Here is a 17,549-nt window from a genome sequence, read left to right as displayed (position 1 = left end):
CCGTTGCCCGTGAACAGTCGACGCGTGGAGTGCCGGACAGGGACGGAGGCGCTCTCGGATTCTCAGACGTCGGAGGCTTCTTCGTCGAGCAGCGCCAGCAGGGTGTCGCGCGTGCCCCCCGGGGCCTGCCGCACGAGGGCGTTGAAGCGCTGGTTGGCCGCCCGCACGCGCGCGCCGTGGGCCCGCATCGCCGCCAGCACGTCCGGCATCATCCAGGGGCGCTCGAGCACCTCCAGGTTCTGCTTCAGCTCGCGGTGGTTGCGCGGCGCGCTGAGGCACGCCCCCACCCCGGGCTGTGACAGCGCATAGCGGTAGCAGTCCACGGCGCTGGGGAGCAGCGTGTCCACGGGCTCGCCGGGCGCGGGCCGCAAGAGCCGCCCGTAGCAGGTGGCGGTGAAGGTCAGCACGCCCGTCCCGCGCGCGAGGGCCTCGGGGAAGAGCGCCGCCTCCGCTCCCGGGTGCGCGGCGCTGTGCCGTGTCATCACCACCGGCCAGGGGTGCTGGCGCAGGGCCTCCAGCGCGATGTCCCGGTGATGGGTGGAGAAGCCGAAGGCGCGGAGGTGGCCCTCGGCGCGCAGGGCCTCAAGGGCCTCGAAGTTCTCCGCGTCCAACCGCTCGCGCGAACGCACCCAGAACAGCAGGAAGACGTCCAGCCGGTCCGTGCGCAGCAGCCGCAGCGCGGCCCTCACGTCCCGGCGGATGGCCTCGGCGCCCGAGTGGTACGTGCCCGCCACCACCACGAGCCCGTCCCTCCGCGTGCGGCCGGAGCGCAGGAAGCGCGTGAGCTCCGTGTAGCGCGGCTCCCAGAAGAACGCGTTCACGCCGGCCTCGTGGGCCTCGGCCAGCGCCCCGGCCGACAAACCGTGAGCCCCCGAGAGCACGAGCGGCGAGACGCTCAACCCCGTCCGTCCCAGGGGCCGCCGGGAGGAGTGTGGCGAGGACTCCGGTGCCGTGCGCACCGGGGCCATTTTCGCCCGTTGAGGACGCGTGGGCCGCCGCCGCTCGATGTCGGGAGCCGCCGCGAAGGCCTCGTCCGGGAAGACGAGCGTCAGGGCCTCCAGGTGCGAGGTGACGCGCTCCGGCTCGGAGGCGTCGCGCAACGCGGCGCACAGGCGCTCGAAAGCGGGACCATCCGCCCGGCGGAGCAGCCACGTATAGGCGGAGACGCGAACGTCCTCGGTCCGCGCTTCCCCAGGGCTTTGCAGCAACTCCGCCAGCCGCTCATCGAGCGTTTCACATGCTTCCAGCACCGAGGCCGCCGCGGCCCGGACCATGGGCGACGTATCGAGCGACAGGCGCAGCAGCGCGCCCAGCTCCTCCCGCTCGCCCTCCGCCTGGAGCAGCCCGGCCGCACGGGCGCGGATCCACGGGTCCGGCGACCCCGAGCCCAGGAGCGCGACGGAGCGTGACTCCGCAAGGGGCAGCTCGTACCGGCGGGACACGAGGAGCCGCATCGCCGCGCGGCGCACGGACAGGTCCGGGTCGCTCGCGCACGCGGCCCGTGCCGACTCCGTGTCCAACACGGCGGCGCGGATCCACGGATCCTCGTGCGTGGACGCCGCGCGCAGCTGCGCTTCGGAGAGCACCCCGCGTTGCGCGAGCGCCGCCAACGCCACCGCGCGGACGGACGGGTCCTCGTCCTCCGAGGCCCGTGCGAGCAGGACCTCGTCCTCCAGGAAGGCCGCCGCCTCCGCCACGGCCCGGCGCTCGCGCGAGGAGCGGGCTGCGGGCGCGAAGGCCACCAGCGCACGGGCATGGGCCTCGAGCGCCTCGGGAGCTACCGGCCGCCGCTCCCACGCGGCGAGCACCCCCTCGCGCACCCTCTCCTCGGAGTCCTCGAGCGCGGACAGGACCACGGCCCGGCTCTCCGGATCATGAACGAGCCCCGAGAGCGCCGCGCGCCGCACCGCCGGCTCGGGGTGCCGGGCCAGGGGACGGATCCGCTCCAGCAGACCCGCGTGCGCCCTGCGCGCGGCCACCCGCGCCGCCAGCCCCACCGCGCCCGGCCTCGGCGGCTCATCGAGAATCCGGGAAGCGAGCGCCACGTCATCCACGTCGAGCCGCTCGAGCAGGGCCTGGACCTCGCCGGCGGCATGCGGGACGCGCGGCTCGTCCAACCACCTCAGCGCGAGCCGGAGGGCCTCGGGCTCCCGCCGCTCGCGCAGACGGCGCCGCGCCAGGGCCCGCAGCGGCTCGTGCGGATCTCCGAGCCACTTCACCAGCTCGGACACGGGCACGTCCGAGGCGGGCATCCGCTCGAGCCGCGCCGTCACCACCGCCGGGTCCTCGTTGTCGAGGGCCCCCGCGCCCACCTGGAGCGGCTCGGGCACGAACAGGGGCGGAGCCTCCGGAGCCAGAGCCGCCCCACCCCACACGCCCTCCAGGTACGCGGTGGCGGCCCTCACCGCGCCCATGCGGGAACCGTCCGCCACGGCGCGCACCCGCTGCCGCACGAGCGCGTCCGCCTCTCCCAGCCAGGCCAGCGCCTGCACCGCCGCGTTGCGCACCCGCCAGAAGGGGTCCTCCAGCGCCTCCAGCAGCAGCTCCAGGGCCCCCGTCCCCGCCACCGAGGCCGCTGCCCGAATCGCCGCGCGGCGCACCCACCAGACCGGCTCCTCGCGAAGGGCGCGAGACACCGGCGGCAGCAGTGCCTCCGCGCCCAGCCGGGCCAGGGCGCGCCAGGCCCGGTCGCGGACACTGGGCATCGGATCTCCCAGGGCCTCGAGCAGGGCCGGGACGAAACGCTCATCCCGGGCGTCCCCCAGCCGGCGCGCGGCGGAGGCGCGGACCTCGGCGTCCTCGTCCGTCAGCAGGGCCTGGCGCAGGGCGAAGCGGCCCGGCGGCGCCGAGGTGTCCACGGCATCCACCGCGTCACGGCGCACCTCGGCATTCTCGTCGAGCAGCCGCACTGCGGCCGGATCCAGGAGGCCCATGTCCGCGGACTCTACGCGCCCTGGTAGAATCGGGGACATGCCCGACATGCTGGCGATCATCAGCAAGGCCGTGTTCGAGAAGGAAGCGGCCGGCCGTGCCCCTGGCGAGGTGCTCCCCGTCGATCGCTACCGCAGCGCCAGCAAGCACCTGGAGCCGCTGCGCGCCGGTGGGCGGCTCTTCCTCGTCACCGTGCGGCCGCCGTCGGAGGCGCTCTGGCTGGTGGCGGTGCTCGAGGGGCTCCGGTTCGAGGACGGCGCGTGGCTCGCCGCGCCCAACCGCGTGCCCATCACGGACATCACCGCCCTCATCCCCCGCATCCGCTTCGAGTCGGGCAAGGGCATCCAGGCGGCGAAGGGGGCCCTGGGCATGTCCCTCCAGACGCCGCGGGCGCTGGCCGCCGGGGACGTGGCGCTGCTGCTGGGCGCGGTGGGAGGCGCCGAGGCGGGCGCTGTCGAGGCGCCGCGCGTCAACCTCACGGCGCACGATGCGCGGGGGCCCCTGCCCTGCCTGTGCCGCCGCTGCCTTCCCCAGAGCGGCGAGCGGGCCAGCGCGGGAGGCATGTCCTTCACGCGCAGCCGGGTGGAGGCCGAGGGCCGGACGCTCTTCTACTGGCTGCCCGAGGAGCTGCTGCCCGACACCGGGCAGGTGGCGGAGTCCGTGCGGAATGCCCTCGCCGCGCGACTGCGCGCCTCCGGGTGACGCAGGCAGGTGACTCGGGCGGGTGACTCAGGTCCGGCTCGGGAGCATGCCGAAGTCGCTCCGGGCGTTACCGCCCACGCGTGCCAGCCAGCGCATGAAGCCCGGTGCATGCTCGAAGAGCAGGTAGAACATCCCTAATGAGCGGGGCACGTCCACGATGGGCCGGCGCCGCTGCAGTCCCTCCAGGATGGCCGCCGCCACCTCATCGGGAGCCAGGGGCGGGACGAAGTCCGCCAGCCGCGGCATCCGCGAAGAGGGCACGTGCTTGCCGAAGAACTCCGTGCCCGCCACCGTCCCGGGGCGCACGAGCATGACGTGCACGGGCGAGCCGCGCAGCTCCACCTGCAGCGTCTGCGTGTACCCGTCCACCGCCGCCTTCACCGCCGCATAGGCCGCGGACGAGTTGCCCGCGAAGACGCGTCCCGCCGACGAGCCGACGTTGACGATCTGCCCCCGCCCCCGCGCCAGCATGGCGGGCAGCACCTGGTGGGTGGTGTAGACGATGGCGTTGAAGCCCACCGCCATCGTCCGCTCCACGTCCTCCACGGACATGTCGAGCACGTTCTCCCACCGCACGAAGGCCGCGTTGTTGATGAGCACGTCGATGCGGCCCTCCTTCTCCAGGATGCCCGCGCACCACGCCTCCACCTGCTGGCGGTCCGACACGTCACAGCGCGAGAAGTGGAAGCGCTCGGGCCAGGGCAGCTCGGCCGCCCGGGCCGGGGCCGTCGCCAGGTGCTCCTCGGAGATGTCGCACACGTACACCGTGCCACCCGCCGCCGCGAGCTGCCGCGCCGTTGCCCAGCCAATCCCCTGCGCCCCACCCGTCACCACGCACACCTGGTCCTTCAGGAAGTCCTTCGTCATGGCAAGCCTCGTTTCATGAGCACCTTTTGTGCACCAGCGAAAGCCAGCGGAAGTGCGCGACTTGCCAGCTATGCTGGAATTATCCAGCAATCCAGGAAATAATCAGGGATTATCCAGGATGTCACGAATTCGTCTTTCACGGACTTTGGCCTGCCGCACCGGCCCTCCTGACGGGCGGCCGCCGGGCGGAAGGCCGCCGATTGTGACGCCTTGCCCGGGTGCGCACCGTGACAGGTTCCGCCGGTAGCACGCCCTCAGCAACACGCCGTCAGCAACACCATGAGGGGGGCACAGCGATGCGGACATGGATGAAGGCAGCGGGCCTGGGCTTCGCGCTATGGGGGACGGGCACCCTCGCTGCACCGGCAGTGCGACGCCGTCTCCCTCTGCATCTTCGTCGCCGAGCCGCGGCTCGAGCTCCCCTGACCGCCCACCAGCCGTCCATGAGACGTTTCGCTGGGGGTGTGGCATCCTCGCGGCCACGCCCCGATGAGACAGACCACGGCCGCGGTGCTCCGTCCGCCCGATCCTCCCGCCCCCCCGACGAGCGATGAAGCCTCCTCCCCCGAGCCCGCCATCCGGCCCTGGGTGCTGCGGCTCTTCTTCCTCTCGGGGCTGTCGGGGATCCTCTTCCAGGTCCTCTGGACCCGTATCTTCACCTACCTGCTGGGAGGCACCACCCAGAGCGTGAGCGCCGTCATCACGGCCTTCATGCTCGGGCTCGGGGTGGGCTCGTACCTCTTCGGCAGGCTCGTGGACGGCCCCGCACGGCGGCCGCTGATCCTCTATGGAGTGCTGGAGCTGGGCGTCGCCCTCAGCGGGCTCATCGCCTTCTATGCCTTCCAGCACACTGGCGCGCTCTACGAGGCCCTCTACACCCGGGCGCCCCATGCCACCGTCAAGTGGCTCGTCTTCCTCATCGCCTTCGTCTTCATCGCCATCCCCGCCACGCTCATCGGCGGCACGCTGCCGGCGATCGTCCGGCACGCGGTGACCCATGCCGAGGGCGTGAAGTCCGCGCTCGGCCGGCTCTATGCCATCAACTCCCTGGGCTCCTCCGCCGGCGCCATCCTCATGCTGGGACTGGTGTGGGCCATCGGCTACGAGGCCAGCTACCACGCCGCCCTCCTGCTCAACTCCGTCACGGGCCTCGCCGCCCTGGTGATGGCGCGCAGGGAGGCCCGGGGCGAGGCACGGGGGGAAAGCACGGAGGCCCGGCACCCTCACCCCGTCCCTCTCCCAGAGGGAGAAGGGAAATCGGGCGAGGGGGCCTCGGCTCGCATCCTTCTGCCAGCCTTCGCGCTCTCCGGCTTCTGCGCGCTCGCCTACGAGGTCATCTGGTTCCGCACTCTCGACTTCCTCCTGCTGGGGAAGCTGGCCACCTTCGCCTGCGTCCTCTCCGTGTACCTGCTGGGCATCAGCCTCGGCAGCCTCGTGCTCAGCCGCTGGAGTCCTCCCGGCCTGAGTGATCTCCGGCTGTTCATCCTCTTCGAGCTCCTCCTGGGACTGCTCGGGCTCATCACCCTGCCCGTGCTGTCGCTGATCAGCGGCCTGGGGCACCGGCCCGTCACCATCGCCACCGCCTTCCTCCTGCTCTTCGGGATGACCCTCCTGCTGGGAGGCCTCTTTCCGCTCGCCGGCAAGCTGTACGCGGGACCGCTGCGGCTGCTGGGGCGCACGGTGGGCAACCTCTACTCGGCCAACACCCTCGGCTCGGTGCTGGGCTCGTGCCTCACGGGCTTCGTGCTCATTCCCTGGGTGGGCACGTCGCACGCGCTGCTGCTCACCGCGGGGCTCAACCTGCTGATCGCCGCGGGCGTGGCGGGCATGACGCTCCGGCCGCTGCCCACGCGCCAGGTGGCGGTGGGGGTGGGGCTCGCGGCGCTGGGACTGGTGGGCTGGTTCAGCGGGGACTGGCTCACGCGCTTCTACGAGCAGGCGGGGCTGCGGCCCGGCTTCCACATCATCGCCCAGAGCGAGGGCAGCCTGCAGCCGGTGCTGGTGGCCGAGGACGCGCACGGGGAGCGGGTGCTCATGGGCGGCCCCTTCCAGTCCGGAGAGACGGTGCCCGCACGCCGCCAGACGCAGCGGCTGCAGGCGCACCTGCCCATGCTGGTGCACTCCGCCCCGCGCCGCGTGCTGGAGATCGGCTACGGCGTGGGCGAGCTCGCCCGTACCCTCCAGCTCTACGAGCCCGAGCTGCTGCACATCGCCGAGCTCGACGAGCACATGATTCCGATGGCCGAGCAGTACTTCGAGGCCCTCAACGAGAAGGCCAGCCGCCGCCCCAACGTCCGCGTGGACGTGATGGACGGCCGGCACTTCCTGAAGATGAGCCCCGACACGTACGACGTCATCATGTCGGACTCGATGATCCTCGCGAGCGAGGGCAGCCTGCGGCTCTACACGCAGGAGCACTTCCGCGAGGCGCGCCGGCACCTGCGGCCCGGGGGTGTGGTGCTCGCGTGGCTGCCGCTGAACGCGGGCACCACCAAGGCGCTGGTCATCCTGAAGACGTTCCAGGAAGTGTTCCCGCAGAGCCTGCTGTGGTTGCCGCTGGGCCTCAACACGCAGGAGGCCTTCCTCATTGGCTTCCGCGACGAGGCGAACATCGACTGGCAGGCGTGGCGGGAGAAGTTCGAGCGGGTGGCGCGGGCGGACCTGGAGGGCTTCGGCTGGGGGGACCCGGCCGTCTTCTTCGCCAGCTTCCGGGCGGGCCCCGAGCGGCTGGCGGAGATCGCCTCGCGCGTGCCGCTCGTCAACCGGGACATGAACCCGGTGCTGGACTTCCTCCCGCAGGATCCGCCCAAGGAGATTGCCTCCACCGTCGAGCGGCTCGTCTCCTACGACCCGGACTTCATCTTCGAGCACCTGCGCGCGGGCCCTGGAGGCCCGGAGTCGCTGGAGTCGTTGCGCGCCAGCGTCCAGCGGGTCCACGAGGCGGACCAGCACTTCCTGAAGGGAGTGGCGGCACTGGACGCGTTCGGTGCCCGGCCGCCCGCGGAGGTGCTGGAGAACGCGGAGCCCCTCACAGCCGACTTCCGCCGGGCGCTGGAGGTGTACCCGGCGCACCCGGCCGCCGCGGTGTGGACGGGGCAGGTGCTGGGACTGGCCGCCCGCGTGGAGCCTCCGCTGGAGCCCGGGCGCACCCGGGCGCTGCTCGAGGAGGCCGTCCACCACAACCCCACGGACCTCGCCGCCACCGAGGCACTCGCCCGCCTGGCGCTCCAGCGTGGAGATCAGGACGAGGCCCAGAAGTACCTCGCGCGGCTCCGCGCGCTCGCCCCCTACTCCCGGCTCGCCCTCGAGATTCCATGACAGCCCCGACGACGCTCAGCCGCTCCCGGTTCCGCTTCCTCTGCGCGCTCCTGTTCTGCACGGGCATGACGTCGCTCGTGTTCCAGATCATCTGGCTGCGCGGGTTCGGCATCATCCTCGGCAGCACCATCTATTCGATGTCGTGCGTCATCACCGTGTTCATGCTCGGTCTGGCGCTCGGCAGCTTCCTGATGTCCCAGCTGCTCAAGCGTGGCCGGTGGCTGGCGGCCCATCCGCTGGCGGCCTATGGCGGCGTGGAGCTACTGGTGGGCCTGAGCGCCCTGCTCGTCACCTGGACGCTCTTCACGCACCAGGGCTTCTACCTGTCGCTCTCGGGCTCGCCGACGGCGCCGCTGCTGAAGCTGCTGGCCACGCAGTTCACGGTCTGCGCCGCGCTCATCGCGGTGCCCACGACGCTCATGGGCATGACGCTGCCGCTGGTGAGCCAGCTCGTCACGGACCGCCGGCAGGTGTCCGCGCTCTACGGCATCAACACCATCGGCGGCGCCACGGGGAGCATCGTCGCCAGCTTCGTCCTCATCTACTACCTGGGTTGCATCCGGGCCGGTGCGGCGGCGGCGACGCTCAACGGCCTCATCTTCTGCGCCGCCCTGCTGACCAGCCGTTACTTCCCGCCCGTCCCGGCGGGGGCCGAGGCGGCCGGTGACGAAGCCCCCACGGCCACGAGCGAGGTGGAGGGCCGGCTGCTCGGGCGCCCGTTGCTGCTGACGCTGGCGGTCTTCTCGGGCTTCATCGCGCTGTCGTGTGAGATCACCTGGACGCGCTTCCTGTCGCTGACGTTCGGCAACCGCGTCTACGTGACGAGCATCGCGCTGGCGCTCATCCTGCTCTTCATGGGCCAGGCGGCGCGCATGAGCAGCGCCCTGCTGCGCGGGCCGAATCCGCTGTGGCGCATCCTGCTGTACTCCTGCGCCTTCACGCTCATCTCCTTCTCGGCCGCGTTCCTGCTGGAGCGCTCGGCCCTGCAGGCGAACAACCCGGGCCTCGTCGTCCTCTTCATCCTCGTGATGGTGGTGTTCCCGGCCACGGCGCTCGGGCTGCTCTTCCCGCTGACGCTCGCCGCCCGGCCCGCGGGGGTGGAGAACCCGGCGAGCTGGGTGGGGCTCGTGTATGGGTTCAACACCCTGGCCAGCCTCGTGGGCTCGCTGGCCAGCGGCTACGTGCTCATCAACCTCATCGGCTCCAACGGCCTCATCGCCTTCAACTCGGCGCTGCTGGTGCTGTCGCTGCTGGGGCTGGTGTACGCGTTCCGCAAGCACTTCAAGCCATCGGACCATGCCCTGGCCGCGGTGGCGGGCCTGGGCTTCCTGACCATCATCCTCCCGCGCAGCACCGAGGTGCCGCCGGTGGTGGACGCGAAGAGCGCGCTGGTGAGCAGTGAGGACGCGCACGGCATCTTCAGCGTAGTGCGCATGGACGAGGGCCGGCTCCGGGTGCTCAACAACCGCACGGACCTCGTCTACCTGTACGGAGACCCGAGCACCCAGTACGTGCAGGAGTCCCAGGCGTACCTGCCCATCCTCTACGCGCCGCAGCTGGAGAGGGTGCTCAACATCGGCTCGGGCTACGGCATCACGGCGGGGGCGTTCTCGCGCGTCGCCGAGGTGCGCGCCATCGAGGCGGTGGAGATCGTCCCGGCGCTCGTCGAGCACGCCAGCCTGTTCAGCCCGGGCAACCACCGCTATTTCGACAACCCGCGCGTCCAGGTGCACGTGACCGACGGGCGGCACTTCCTGGCCACCACGCCCGAGCGCTACGACATCATCTCCATCAACGTCTCGGACCCGTACCTGCCGGGCTCCTCCAGCCTGTTCAGCCGCGAGTTCTACGAGATGGCGCGCTCGCGCCTGAAGCCGGGGGGCGTGCTGGCGCAGCACATCTTCGGGCCGGACATCGCGTCGCTGTACCACGGCATCCACGAGGTGTTTCCCCACGTGAAGGCAATTCCGGCGTACGGCAACGGGCTCACGCTCATCGCCTCGGCGGAGCCGCTGCGGCCGCACCAGCGCGAGGTGTTCCTGCGGCAGTACGACGAGGGCCGGGCGCTGTTCGGGCCCATCGGCTTGGAGAACGGGCTCGCCGGTTTCGAGGAGCTGATCGCCCTGGGTGACGAGAAGCTCCAGGAGTTGGCCTCGCGCACTCCGGAGTTCCAGAACAGCGACGACATGCCGACGCTGGAGTTCCGCCGGCTGCCCGGCAAGGTGGGCCTCTTCTACTCCAACAACTGAGCGCGCCCATGTCGCGGCCATGGCTGGCACTGGTGGGCGGTGTATTGCTCGGGGCTTGTGTGCACACCCCGGGCCTCGGGACCCCGAGTCACGACACTTGTGACTCGCTGTCGAACGCCTGTCTGAAGGATCCGAAGTATTGCGCCACCCTGGCGGGCCGGGAGATCACCAGCGGGACCGCGCAGACGGTGGGCTCGGCCGTGGCCTCGGGGGTCGCGGTGCTTCGGGTGCTGCACGAGACGACGCGGAAGGACATCGAAGAGGAGTTGGAGCGGTGCGCCGACCTTGCGCGCTCGGAGGTCCTCCTCCGCTACCCGACGGAGTTCAAGGACCAGAGTCCCTCGGACGCCGAATGCATGAACTGGACGGTGGACGGCAAGGGCAGGCGTGTCACGTGGTCCATGCGTCTCGGAGCGGAGATGCACGAGGTCGCGATGGAGTGCACCAGGCAGGTGCTGAGCAGACTCCGCCAGGGAGGCTTCAGCCTGGATCCGTGCTACCGCTATGACAAGCAAGCGGGAACGACGACTTTCGTGAGCTGCGAGGAGGTGAAGGACCTTCTTGATAGGGGATGTGGCGACGAGCTCCGAGGCACCATCCGGCCCGATGTCGTCCTGCACTCAGGGAGCCCGCTGGATGTCCAGGCCATCTACGATTTCAAATTTCCCTGCATGAACGACCGCAAGGAATCTGCTGATAAATGGAGGAAGTACCCCAAGACATCTCCCCATCATGGATGTACTCAGGGCGAGGTGTATGAAGATGCCTTGCGAGTGACCCCCCAGACCATCACCCCTCGATGGGGAATCCTCCCATGAGCGAGCATTATCCAAGAATTCACACCCACGCACGGAACGGACACCCCATCCGCGAAGGGCTGAGCCTGTGCTTCTACATGAAGCGGTCCCATGTAGAGATGGTGCAGGCGGTGATGCAGTCCCTCGATGCATACCTCCGTGTGGTGGGACCTCAGATGCTCCAGTGGTATCTGGACCACGAAGGGCAGTGGCAGGATCTCGATGAGGCGGGTTGGGAACTCACGCGGCGCGAGCTGCTCGAAAGACATCGGCTGCACATCGATCTACTGGGCTCGGACGGCGGGCAACGGTATCGGTTTACATATTACGGAAAAACTCCAGAGAATCCCTTCCGGCCTGGGAACACAGGGGAAGTCTGCGCATTGAGCATCTGGATCCCCACCGAGTACCTGGAGGATCACGGGCCAGGGAGGGTACGAGAGCTGGCCTTGGAGTTGGCGAGTACCCTGCCCTTGTGCTCCGGTCATGTCGGCCTCTCATTCCACTGTGATACCCACCTGGTGGGAGTGGACCGGAAACTCCACGAGTACTGCTTCCGCTACCCGGGCCTGGACATCCCGGAGTTGGATCACCTCACGTTGAATCTCGGCACCCGCGTGCGGAGTCCCGCCTGGCTCACCTTCCTGGGCCAACCCGTCCTCGGTGAACTGGGAGGCGTGGAGGGACTGCGGGCCCGCCTGTCCTCCCCCGGCACCACCGTGCAGGAGCTGAACGGAGATCGCGCCGTCGTGACCCTGGGCCCCTGGCCCGAGGCCGGCGACACCGAGCAGGGCCAGATGCTGCCCGCGTACCGGGAGCTGGCGCGCGTCCTGGAGCCCTGGCTCTATTACAAGGATCCGGAGCGTCTGCGGTTCCCGTACCCGGAGGAGACCCGCCGCTGGGAGCGCCGCTTCCTCGATTGAGCCGGGCTGCCTGCCCTGGGAACGGGCAGGCGGATCTTCGCGGCGGAGCGGGTTTCCTTGATATCCTGGATCTGGACCCCCGATGAACGCGCCCAGACCCCAGAGCTGGCTGCTCGCGGCACTGCTGCTGCTGGGCGCCTGCACGCCAACACCCGAGCCCCGGCTCCGGATGGGCACCATCCCTTGGCCCGGCAACGAGCCCCTCTTCCTCGGCCAGGAGCTGGGGCTGCTCCCCTCCCGATACGTCCACCTCGTGGAGTACAGGTCCTCCGCCCAGCTCATGCGGGCCTTCCGCAATGGCGCCATCGACGCTGTGTCCGCCAGCCTCGAGGAGGTGCTGTCCCTCGAGCAGCTCGGCCATGATCCGCGGGTGGTGCTGGTGCTCGACGCCTCCCATGGAGCGGACTGCCTGATGGTCCGGCCCGACATGGAGTCCCTCTCCGCGCTCGCGGGCCGGCGGGTCGGCTCCGAGGAGTCGCTGCTCGGGATGTACATGCTCACCCGCGTGCTGGAACAGGCCCGGCTGCGGCGCGAGGACGTGCGCGTGGAGATCGGCTCGCTGGAGACCCAGGTGGAGACCTGGCAGCGGGGCGAGCTGGACGCGGTGGTGACCTTCGAGCCGTACTGTCAGCGGCTCGCCGACCTGGGCGCGCGCAAGCTCTTCGACAGCTCACGCATTCCCGGGGAGATCGTCGACGTCCTGGTGGTCCGCAAGGACTTCCTCGAGGCCCGGCCGCGGCAGGTGGACGCGCTGCTGCGCGGTTGGTTCGCCACCCTGGCCTGGAAACAGCAGCACCCCGAGGAGGCGATGCAACGGATGGCGGGGCGGCTCGGCCTGGAGCCGCGGCGGTTCCACGAGGCCTCGTCCGGCGTGCGGCTCATGGACGAGCAGGCCCAACGCCCCCTGCTCACCGGCTCCCGGCCGGGCCTGCAGGAGACCCTCGAGCGGATGGGGGAGCTGCTGCGCTACCACCAGCTCCTCCCCGGGCTCCCAGGGCGGACCGAGTCCTCACGGCTGCTCGATGCAGCGCCGCTGCTGCGGGTGTCTCCATGAAAGCCCTTGTCCCCGCCCAGCGCGCCGGGTGGCACCGGTTGCTGTCCATGCGGGTGCTCGTCCCGCTGCTGCTGCTCGCGTATGCGTGCTTCTTCGGCCTCTACACCCTGCGGCGTGACATGGCGCACAGCGAGCAGCAGGTGGAGGAGCACGTCCGCGAGGACGTCACCCTCCGGATGACGCACCTGCAGGGGACGCTCGAATACCTGCTGCGCACCGGGCAGCTCGAAGCCGTACGCGAGGAGCTCGCCGACCTGGGCTCCAGTCCCGACCTGACGGTGGCACTGCTTCTCGACGACCAGCGCAACGTGCTGGCCTCCACCCGGCTCGCCCTGCTCGGCCATCCGGTCTGGGAGGCCTGGCCGGAGCTCATCCGTCCGGGGGCCCTCGCCCACATGAAGGCCGCGCGGGTGCGGATGAGCGGAGACGTGCGGGTGAGCGAGGACGGCTCGCGGGTGGAGGGCTACTACCCCATCCAGCTCGGCTCGGAGAGCCAGGGCTCGCGGGTGGGCATCCTCTACCTCCAGCATGACCTGTCCCAGCTCAAGGCCGCACAGCGCTACCGGGCCGAGCGCTCCGCGCTGCGCTCCAGCCTCCTGCTGGTGCTGATCGCCGGGGTGCTGGGCCTGTTCTTCCACTTCTCGCTGGGGCGGCGCGTGCGGCGCCTGGAGTCCGTCGCCCGCCAGTTGGCCGCGGGGGAGCTGAACGCGCGCGCCGGGTTGCGCGGGGTGGACGAGCTGGGGACGCTGGGCCGCGCCTTCGACGAGATGGCCGAGCGCCTCAGCCAGGACCAGGAGGCCCTGCGGCGCTCGGAGGCCAGCTTCCGCACCCTCATCGAGCGCACGCCAGATGCCATCTTCGTCCACCGCCAGCGCACGCTGCTCTTCACCAACCCCGCGGCCGTCGCCCTGCTGGGCTACGAGCGCGAGGAGGAGCTGCGGGGCCGGCCCGTGGAGGAGCTCCTCATGCCCGGGGAGCAGGATCCCCTCGCCGAGACGTCCATGCCCGGCTCGGCCCGGGAGGTGCGCTTCCGGCACCGGGAAGGCCAGCAGGTGCTGGGCGAGGTGGTGACGTTCTCCATCCCGTTCGACGGCCACATGGCGGTGGTGTCCATCGCGCGCGACGTCACCGAGCGCAAGCAGGTGCAGGAGAAGCTGCGCACCACGGACCGCATGGTGTCGCTGGGCACGCTGGCCGCGGGCGTGGCCCACGAGCTCAACAACCCCATCTCCTATGTGTTGAGCAACCTGCGCTACGCGGTGGACGAGCTGGGAGAGGCGGGCGAGGCGGGCAAGCCGCTCTCGGCTGAGCAGTCGCAGGAAATCCAACAGGCGCTGCGCGAAGCGCTCGAGGGCGGCGAGCGCATGCGCAACATCGTGCATGACCTGCGGAGCTTCTCGCGCCGGGAGGACGAGAACTTCGGCGCGGTGGACATCCACGCGGTGCTCGACTCGTGCGCGAGCCTGGCCCGGACGACCATCCGCCACCGCGCGCAGTTGGTGAAGGAGTACGGAGAGGTGCCGCGCGTACTCGCCAACGAGTCGCGGCTCGGGCAGCTCTTCCTCAACCTGCTCGTCAACGCCGGCCAGGCCATTCCCGAGGGGGATGCGAAGGGCCACTGTGTCCGCGTCACCACGGCGCGCGCGGAGGCGGGGTGGGTGGTGGTCTCGGTGCAGGACACGGGCGTGGGGATTCCACCGGAGAACCTCCAGCGGCTGTTCAAGCCCTTCTTCACCACCAAGCCGGTGGGAGTGGGAACGGGACTGGGCCTCTCCATCTGCCACGGCATCGTCACGGCGATGGGCGGGCGCATCGAGGTGTCGAGCGAGGTCGGCAAGGGCACCACCTTCCGCGTCTTCATTCCCACGGCGGAGAAGGGCGAACAGGCCGCCAGCGGGGCGAAGTCCGCCTGAGCGGCGGTGCGTGCCCCTGGAGCCGATGCGCCGATGAGCCCTCCCCTGCCCGCCGAGAACCGGACCGCCGCGAAGGCCCTGGCCGTGGGCCTCGGCGTCCTGCTGGCGGCGCTGGGGATGGCGCGCGGCTTCATCGCCCTGCTCGAGCGCACCACGAGCGCGGACACCCGGGCCCGCCTCACCGAGGGGGCTGGCCGCGTCCGGGACTTCCTCCAGGTGCTGCCGGACCTCACGGCGAGGGAGGACGCGGCGCTCGTCTTCGGCTCGTCCATCATCCAGCACGGCTTCTCGCCGGAGGTGTTCGAGGCCCACCTGCGAGGGCCGCGCGTCACCGCCTACAACCTGGGCTTCCCGGGCGTGGAGCCCGAGGTGCAACGGCTGCTGGCGCTCCGGGTGGCGGAGGCCTTCCAGCGGAGCGGCCATCGCGCGCGGCTGACGGTGGTGGAGTTCACCCCCTTCCAGGCCACCCTGGCGCGTGGACAGGCCTCGCGCTTCCGCGAGCTGGCCCAGGTGAAGCAGGCCCTGCTGGCCACGCCGGGAGATCTCGCGCAGACGGCGTTGCGCTCGCCGGAGGAGGCCTCGCACCTGGCGGCGCTGCAGGCGCTGGGTGGGAATTCGCCGCTGGCCGTCACCTCGCTGCTGGAGCATCAGCTCTTCGACGGGCTGGGCCCGGAGGAGCCGGATGCCGGACGCAAGGCGCTGGCGGCACGCGTGCGGGCCGGGAGGGATCGGGTGGAGGGGCGGTCCGTGCCCGAATGGGACGCCGTGCGCCGGGGCGAGGTGCGCCTCGTGTTCGACGAGACGCGCGAGGACTACCTGGCCTGGGCGCGGATGCGCTCGGCGCCGGAGGTGCTGGAGCAGGACCTGGCGTGGCGGGTGGAGACGAGCGACCTGCTGGAGCTGCGTTTCGACGAGGGCAAGGTGGCCGCCTTCGCGGAGGCGCTGCGGGCGCTGGCCGGCGTGTCCGAGCGCACCGTGCTGCTGCTTGCCCCGCGCAACGGGGCCTGGGTGCGGCTGACGCCCGAGGGCCGCGCACGGCTCGCCGAGGTGGTGGCGCGCCTCTCGCGTGAGGCGGGCGTGCCCGTGGTGGACCTGTCGGAAGCGCCCGAGTTCACCCCCGAGGACTTCATCGACGTGACGCACCTCAACGAGTCGAGCGGCCGGCCCCGGCTGTCGCGCCGGCTCGCCGAGGTGCTCTCACCCGCCGCGCCCCCGCTGGCGGGCCCTGGCACTCCCTGAGCCGGGGGCCTACTTCCGCGCGAGCGCGAAGTCGAAGCGGACGACCACCGAGTCCCCCACCTTCATGGTCCCCAACATCAGGGTGGGCGGGCGCACGCTCCAATCGGTCATGCGCAGCAGGTACCGGCCCTGCACGCGCAACTTCCCCTCGGGCGCGGACGTGGCGCGGGCCACCATGTCGATGGGCCGTGTCACTCCCGCCATCGTGAGCTCGCCGCGGATGCGCAGGGGCACCTGGCCGTCCTTCGCGGCGCCCACCTCGTAGCCACTCATCCGGAAGCGGATGGTGGGGTGCTGCGTCAGCTGCAGAGCGCCATACATGTGCTCGTTCATCGTCCCGTTGGCGCAGTCGAGCTTGCCGGTGGGCACCTCCAGCTGCACCTCGCGCAGCGCTCCGGCCAGCTGCTCGAGCACGAGCGCACCGCCGGCCTCCCCCGGGGTGAACCGGGCCTCCACGACCTTCGCCTTGCAGGTGAAGTCGCGCACCGTGGACGTGCCGTCGATGGCCAGCTCGCCACCGGGCTGCAGCTCCACACCGGACTGCGCGGCGGCCATCCCCGGCCACGCGAGCGACATCATGAGAATGGGAACGAGGCGTTTCATGGTTCGGCTCTCCTGTCGTTGTCCGGCGGGGGCGGCTCGAGCTCGAGCACCAGTTGCCCGGCGACGGGCACCTGCGACTCGATGCGCACCGGCAGCCGGCGTTCATCATCGGTGAGGTACAGACGCAGCACGCCCCGGCCACCGAAGCGCTCGGGGTCGCGCACCTCCATCTCCACCACCACGGTGGAAAACTCCCCGGCCGGCACGCGCAAGGGCTCACGCCGCAGCACGCGCACCACCACCGGGTTGCGCTTCGCATCGAAGTGCCGGTCCAGCCGTTGGACGAGCCCGGGCGTGAGCGTCATCGTGCGCAGCGCGTAGAGGAAGGACAGCTCGTCCAGCGGCTCCAGCGAGCTGCTCTTTCCCTGGGTGGTGGCCCGCGCCCAGCGCCGCTCGCCGGGGAAGATGTCCACCTGCTCGCGCTTGGACTTGAGAGGGACGCGCTCGTCCACCTCGTAGCGCAAGGCCGTCATGCGCTGGGTGCTCAGCCACGAGCGCGAGTGGTGCTGGATGCGAAAGGGCCCCACGGTGGTCTCGAAATCGAAGCGCAGCAGCACCACCGGCTCCTCACGTACCGGCTGGGCGGGCTGCACGCGCAGCCACCCCGTCCCGCTCCGCCCGTGCTTTCCCAGCGAGACCTGGTAGGCGAGCACCTCTCCTTCCGAGAAGGGCCGCTCGTCACCGGCCCGGGCCTCTCCCCCCAGCACCAGGAGCAGGAGCGCCACCGGGAGCAAGCCCGCGGGGCGGCTGCTGTTCCATCGAGAGGGATTGGGCATTGGGGTCTCCATCGGGTACGCCGCACCCTTCTTCAAGCGATGTGCCGCGGCGGCCCGCGAGGGGGGGAGACCCCGCCGGAGTGCAAGTCCTGCGCGGGAGGAGACGGCCGCGCAGATGATGCAGGCCCTCCCCCCTCCGCCGCCTGGGAAGCGTGTTGGCGCGCCCCTTGCTCTGGG

12 protein-coding genes are annotated in these 17,549 nt (G+C 70.9%); 8 read left to right on the top strand and 4 right to left on the bottom strand.

Annotated elements, in window-relative coordinates:
* Positions 1–62: 62 nt before the first annotated feature.
* On the bottom strand, positions 63–2,933 hold the full coding sequence (locus tag NR798_RS15250) for an aldo/keto reductase (protein WP_375772195.1): 2,871 nt from the start codon (positions 2,931–2,933) through the stop codon (positions 63–65).
* A gap of 37 nt (positions 2,934–2,970) precedes the next feature.
* Between NR798_RS15250 and NR798_RS15245 the strand changes: the two genes are divergently transcribed.
* Positions 2,971–3,633, top strand: a complete 663-nt coding sequence (locus tag NR798_RS15245) for a hypothetical protein (RefSeq protein ID WP_375772194.1) — start codon at positions 2,971–2,973, stop codon at positions 3,631–3,633.
* 27 nt (positions 3,634–3,660) lie between these two features.
* On the opposite strand, the gene NR798_RS15240 is transcribed toward NR798_RS15245, so the two are convergent.
* Positions 3,661–4,500, bottom strand: coding sequence for an SDR family NAD(P)-dependent oxidoreductase (locus NR798_RS15240; RefSeq protein WP_375772193.1), 840 nt, complete (start codon positions 4,498–4,500; stop codon positions 3,661–3,663).
* A gap of 489 nt (positions 4,501–4,989) precedes the next feature.
* Between NR798_RS15240 and NR798_RS15235 the strand changes: the two genes are divergently transcribed.
* The 7 genes from NR798_RS15235 (at position 4,990) to NR798_RS15205 (ending at position 15,993) form a co-directional block, all read left to right on the top strand.
* Positions 4,990–7,818: an MFS transporter gene (locus tag NR798_RS15235; protein ID WP_375772192.1), complete on the top strand. Its 2,829-nt coding sequence runs from the start codon at positions 4,990–4,992 to the stop codon at positions 7,816–7,818.
* Complete coding sequence (locus NR798_RS15230; RefSeq protein WP_375772191.1) at positions 7,815–10,067, top strand: fused MFS/spermidine synthase; 2,253 nt, start codon at positions 7,815–7,817, stop codon at positions 10,065–10,067. The genes NR798_RS15235 and NR798_RS15230 overlap by 4 nt, the downstream gene beginning before the upstream one ends.
* A gap of 8 nt (positions 10,068–10,075) precedes the next feature.
* The gene (locus NR798_RS15225; protein WP_375772190.1) at positions 10,076–10,885 is read left to right on the top strand and encodes a hypothetical protein; all 810 of its coding nucleotides are present in this window, start codon (positions 10,076–10,078) and stop codon (positions 10,883–10,885) included.
* A complete protein-coding gene (locus NR798_RS15220; RefSeq protein ID WP_375772189.1) occupies positions 10,867–11,787 on the top strand; it encodes a DUF3396 domain-containing protein in 921 nt (306 codons plus the stop codon). Before NR798_RS15225 ends, NR798_RS15220 begins: the two co-directional genes overlap by 19 nt.
* Before the next feature lie 82 nt (positions 11,788–11,869).
* Positions 11,870–12,841 carry an ABC transporter substrate-binding protein gene (locus NR798_RS15215; protein ID WP_375772188.1) on the top strand — a complete coding sequence of 324 codons (972 nt, stop codon included), beginning with the start codon at positions 11,870–11,872 and terminating at the stop codon, positions 12,839–12,841.
* A complete protein-coding gene (locus tag NR798_RS15210; protein WP_375772187.1) occupies positions 12,838–14,754 on the top strand; it encodes an ATP-binding protein in 1,917 nt (638 codons plus the stop codon). The genes NR798_RS15215 and NR798_RS15210 overlap by 4 nt, the downstream gene beginning before the upstream one ends.
* Before the next feature lie 33 nt (positions 14,755–14,787).
* Positions 14,788–15,993, top strand: a complete 1,206-nt coding sequence (locus tag NR798_RS15205; RefSeq protein WP_375772186.1) for a hypothetical protein — start codon at positions 14,788–14,790, stop codon at positions 15,991–15,993.
* Between the two features lie 9 nt (positions 15,994–16,002).
* Here NR798_RS15205 and NR798_RS15200 read toward each other — a convergent pair whose 3' ends face one another.
* Both NR798_RS15200 and NR798_RS15195 read right to left on the bottom strand, forming a co-directional pair.
* The gene (locus NR798_RS15200; RefSeq protein ID WP_375772185.1) at positions 16,003–16,596 is read right to left on the bottom strand and encodes a YceI family protein; all 594 of its coding nucleotides are present in this window, start codon (positions 16,594–16,596) and stop codon (positions 16,003–16,005) included.
* Positions 16,593–17,372: a DUF3108 domain-containing protein gene (locus NR798_RS15195; RefSeq protein ID WP_375772184.1), complete on the bottom strand. Its 780-nt coding sequence runs from the start codon at positions 17,370–17,372 to the stop codon at positions 16,593–16,595. The genes NR798_RS15200 and NR798_RS15195 overlap by 4 nt, the downstream gene beginning before the upstream one ends.
* Positions 17,373–17,549 lie beyond the last annotated feature (177 nt).

The organism is Archangium gephyra (genome assembly GCF_042230915.1).
GTDB lineage: Bacteria > Myxococcota > Myxococcia > Myxococcales > Myxococcaceae > Archangium > Archangium gephyra_B.
The sequence above is the reverse complement of the archived record's forward strand: the minus strand, read 5'-3'. Positions and strand labels throughout refer to the sequence as shown.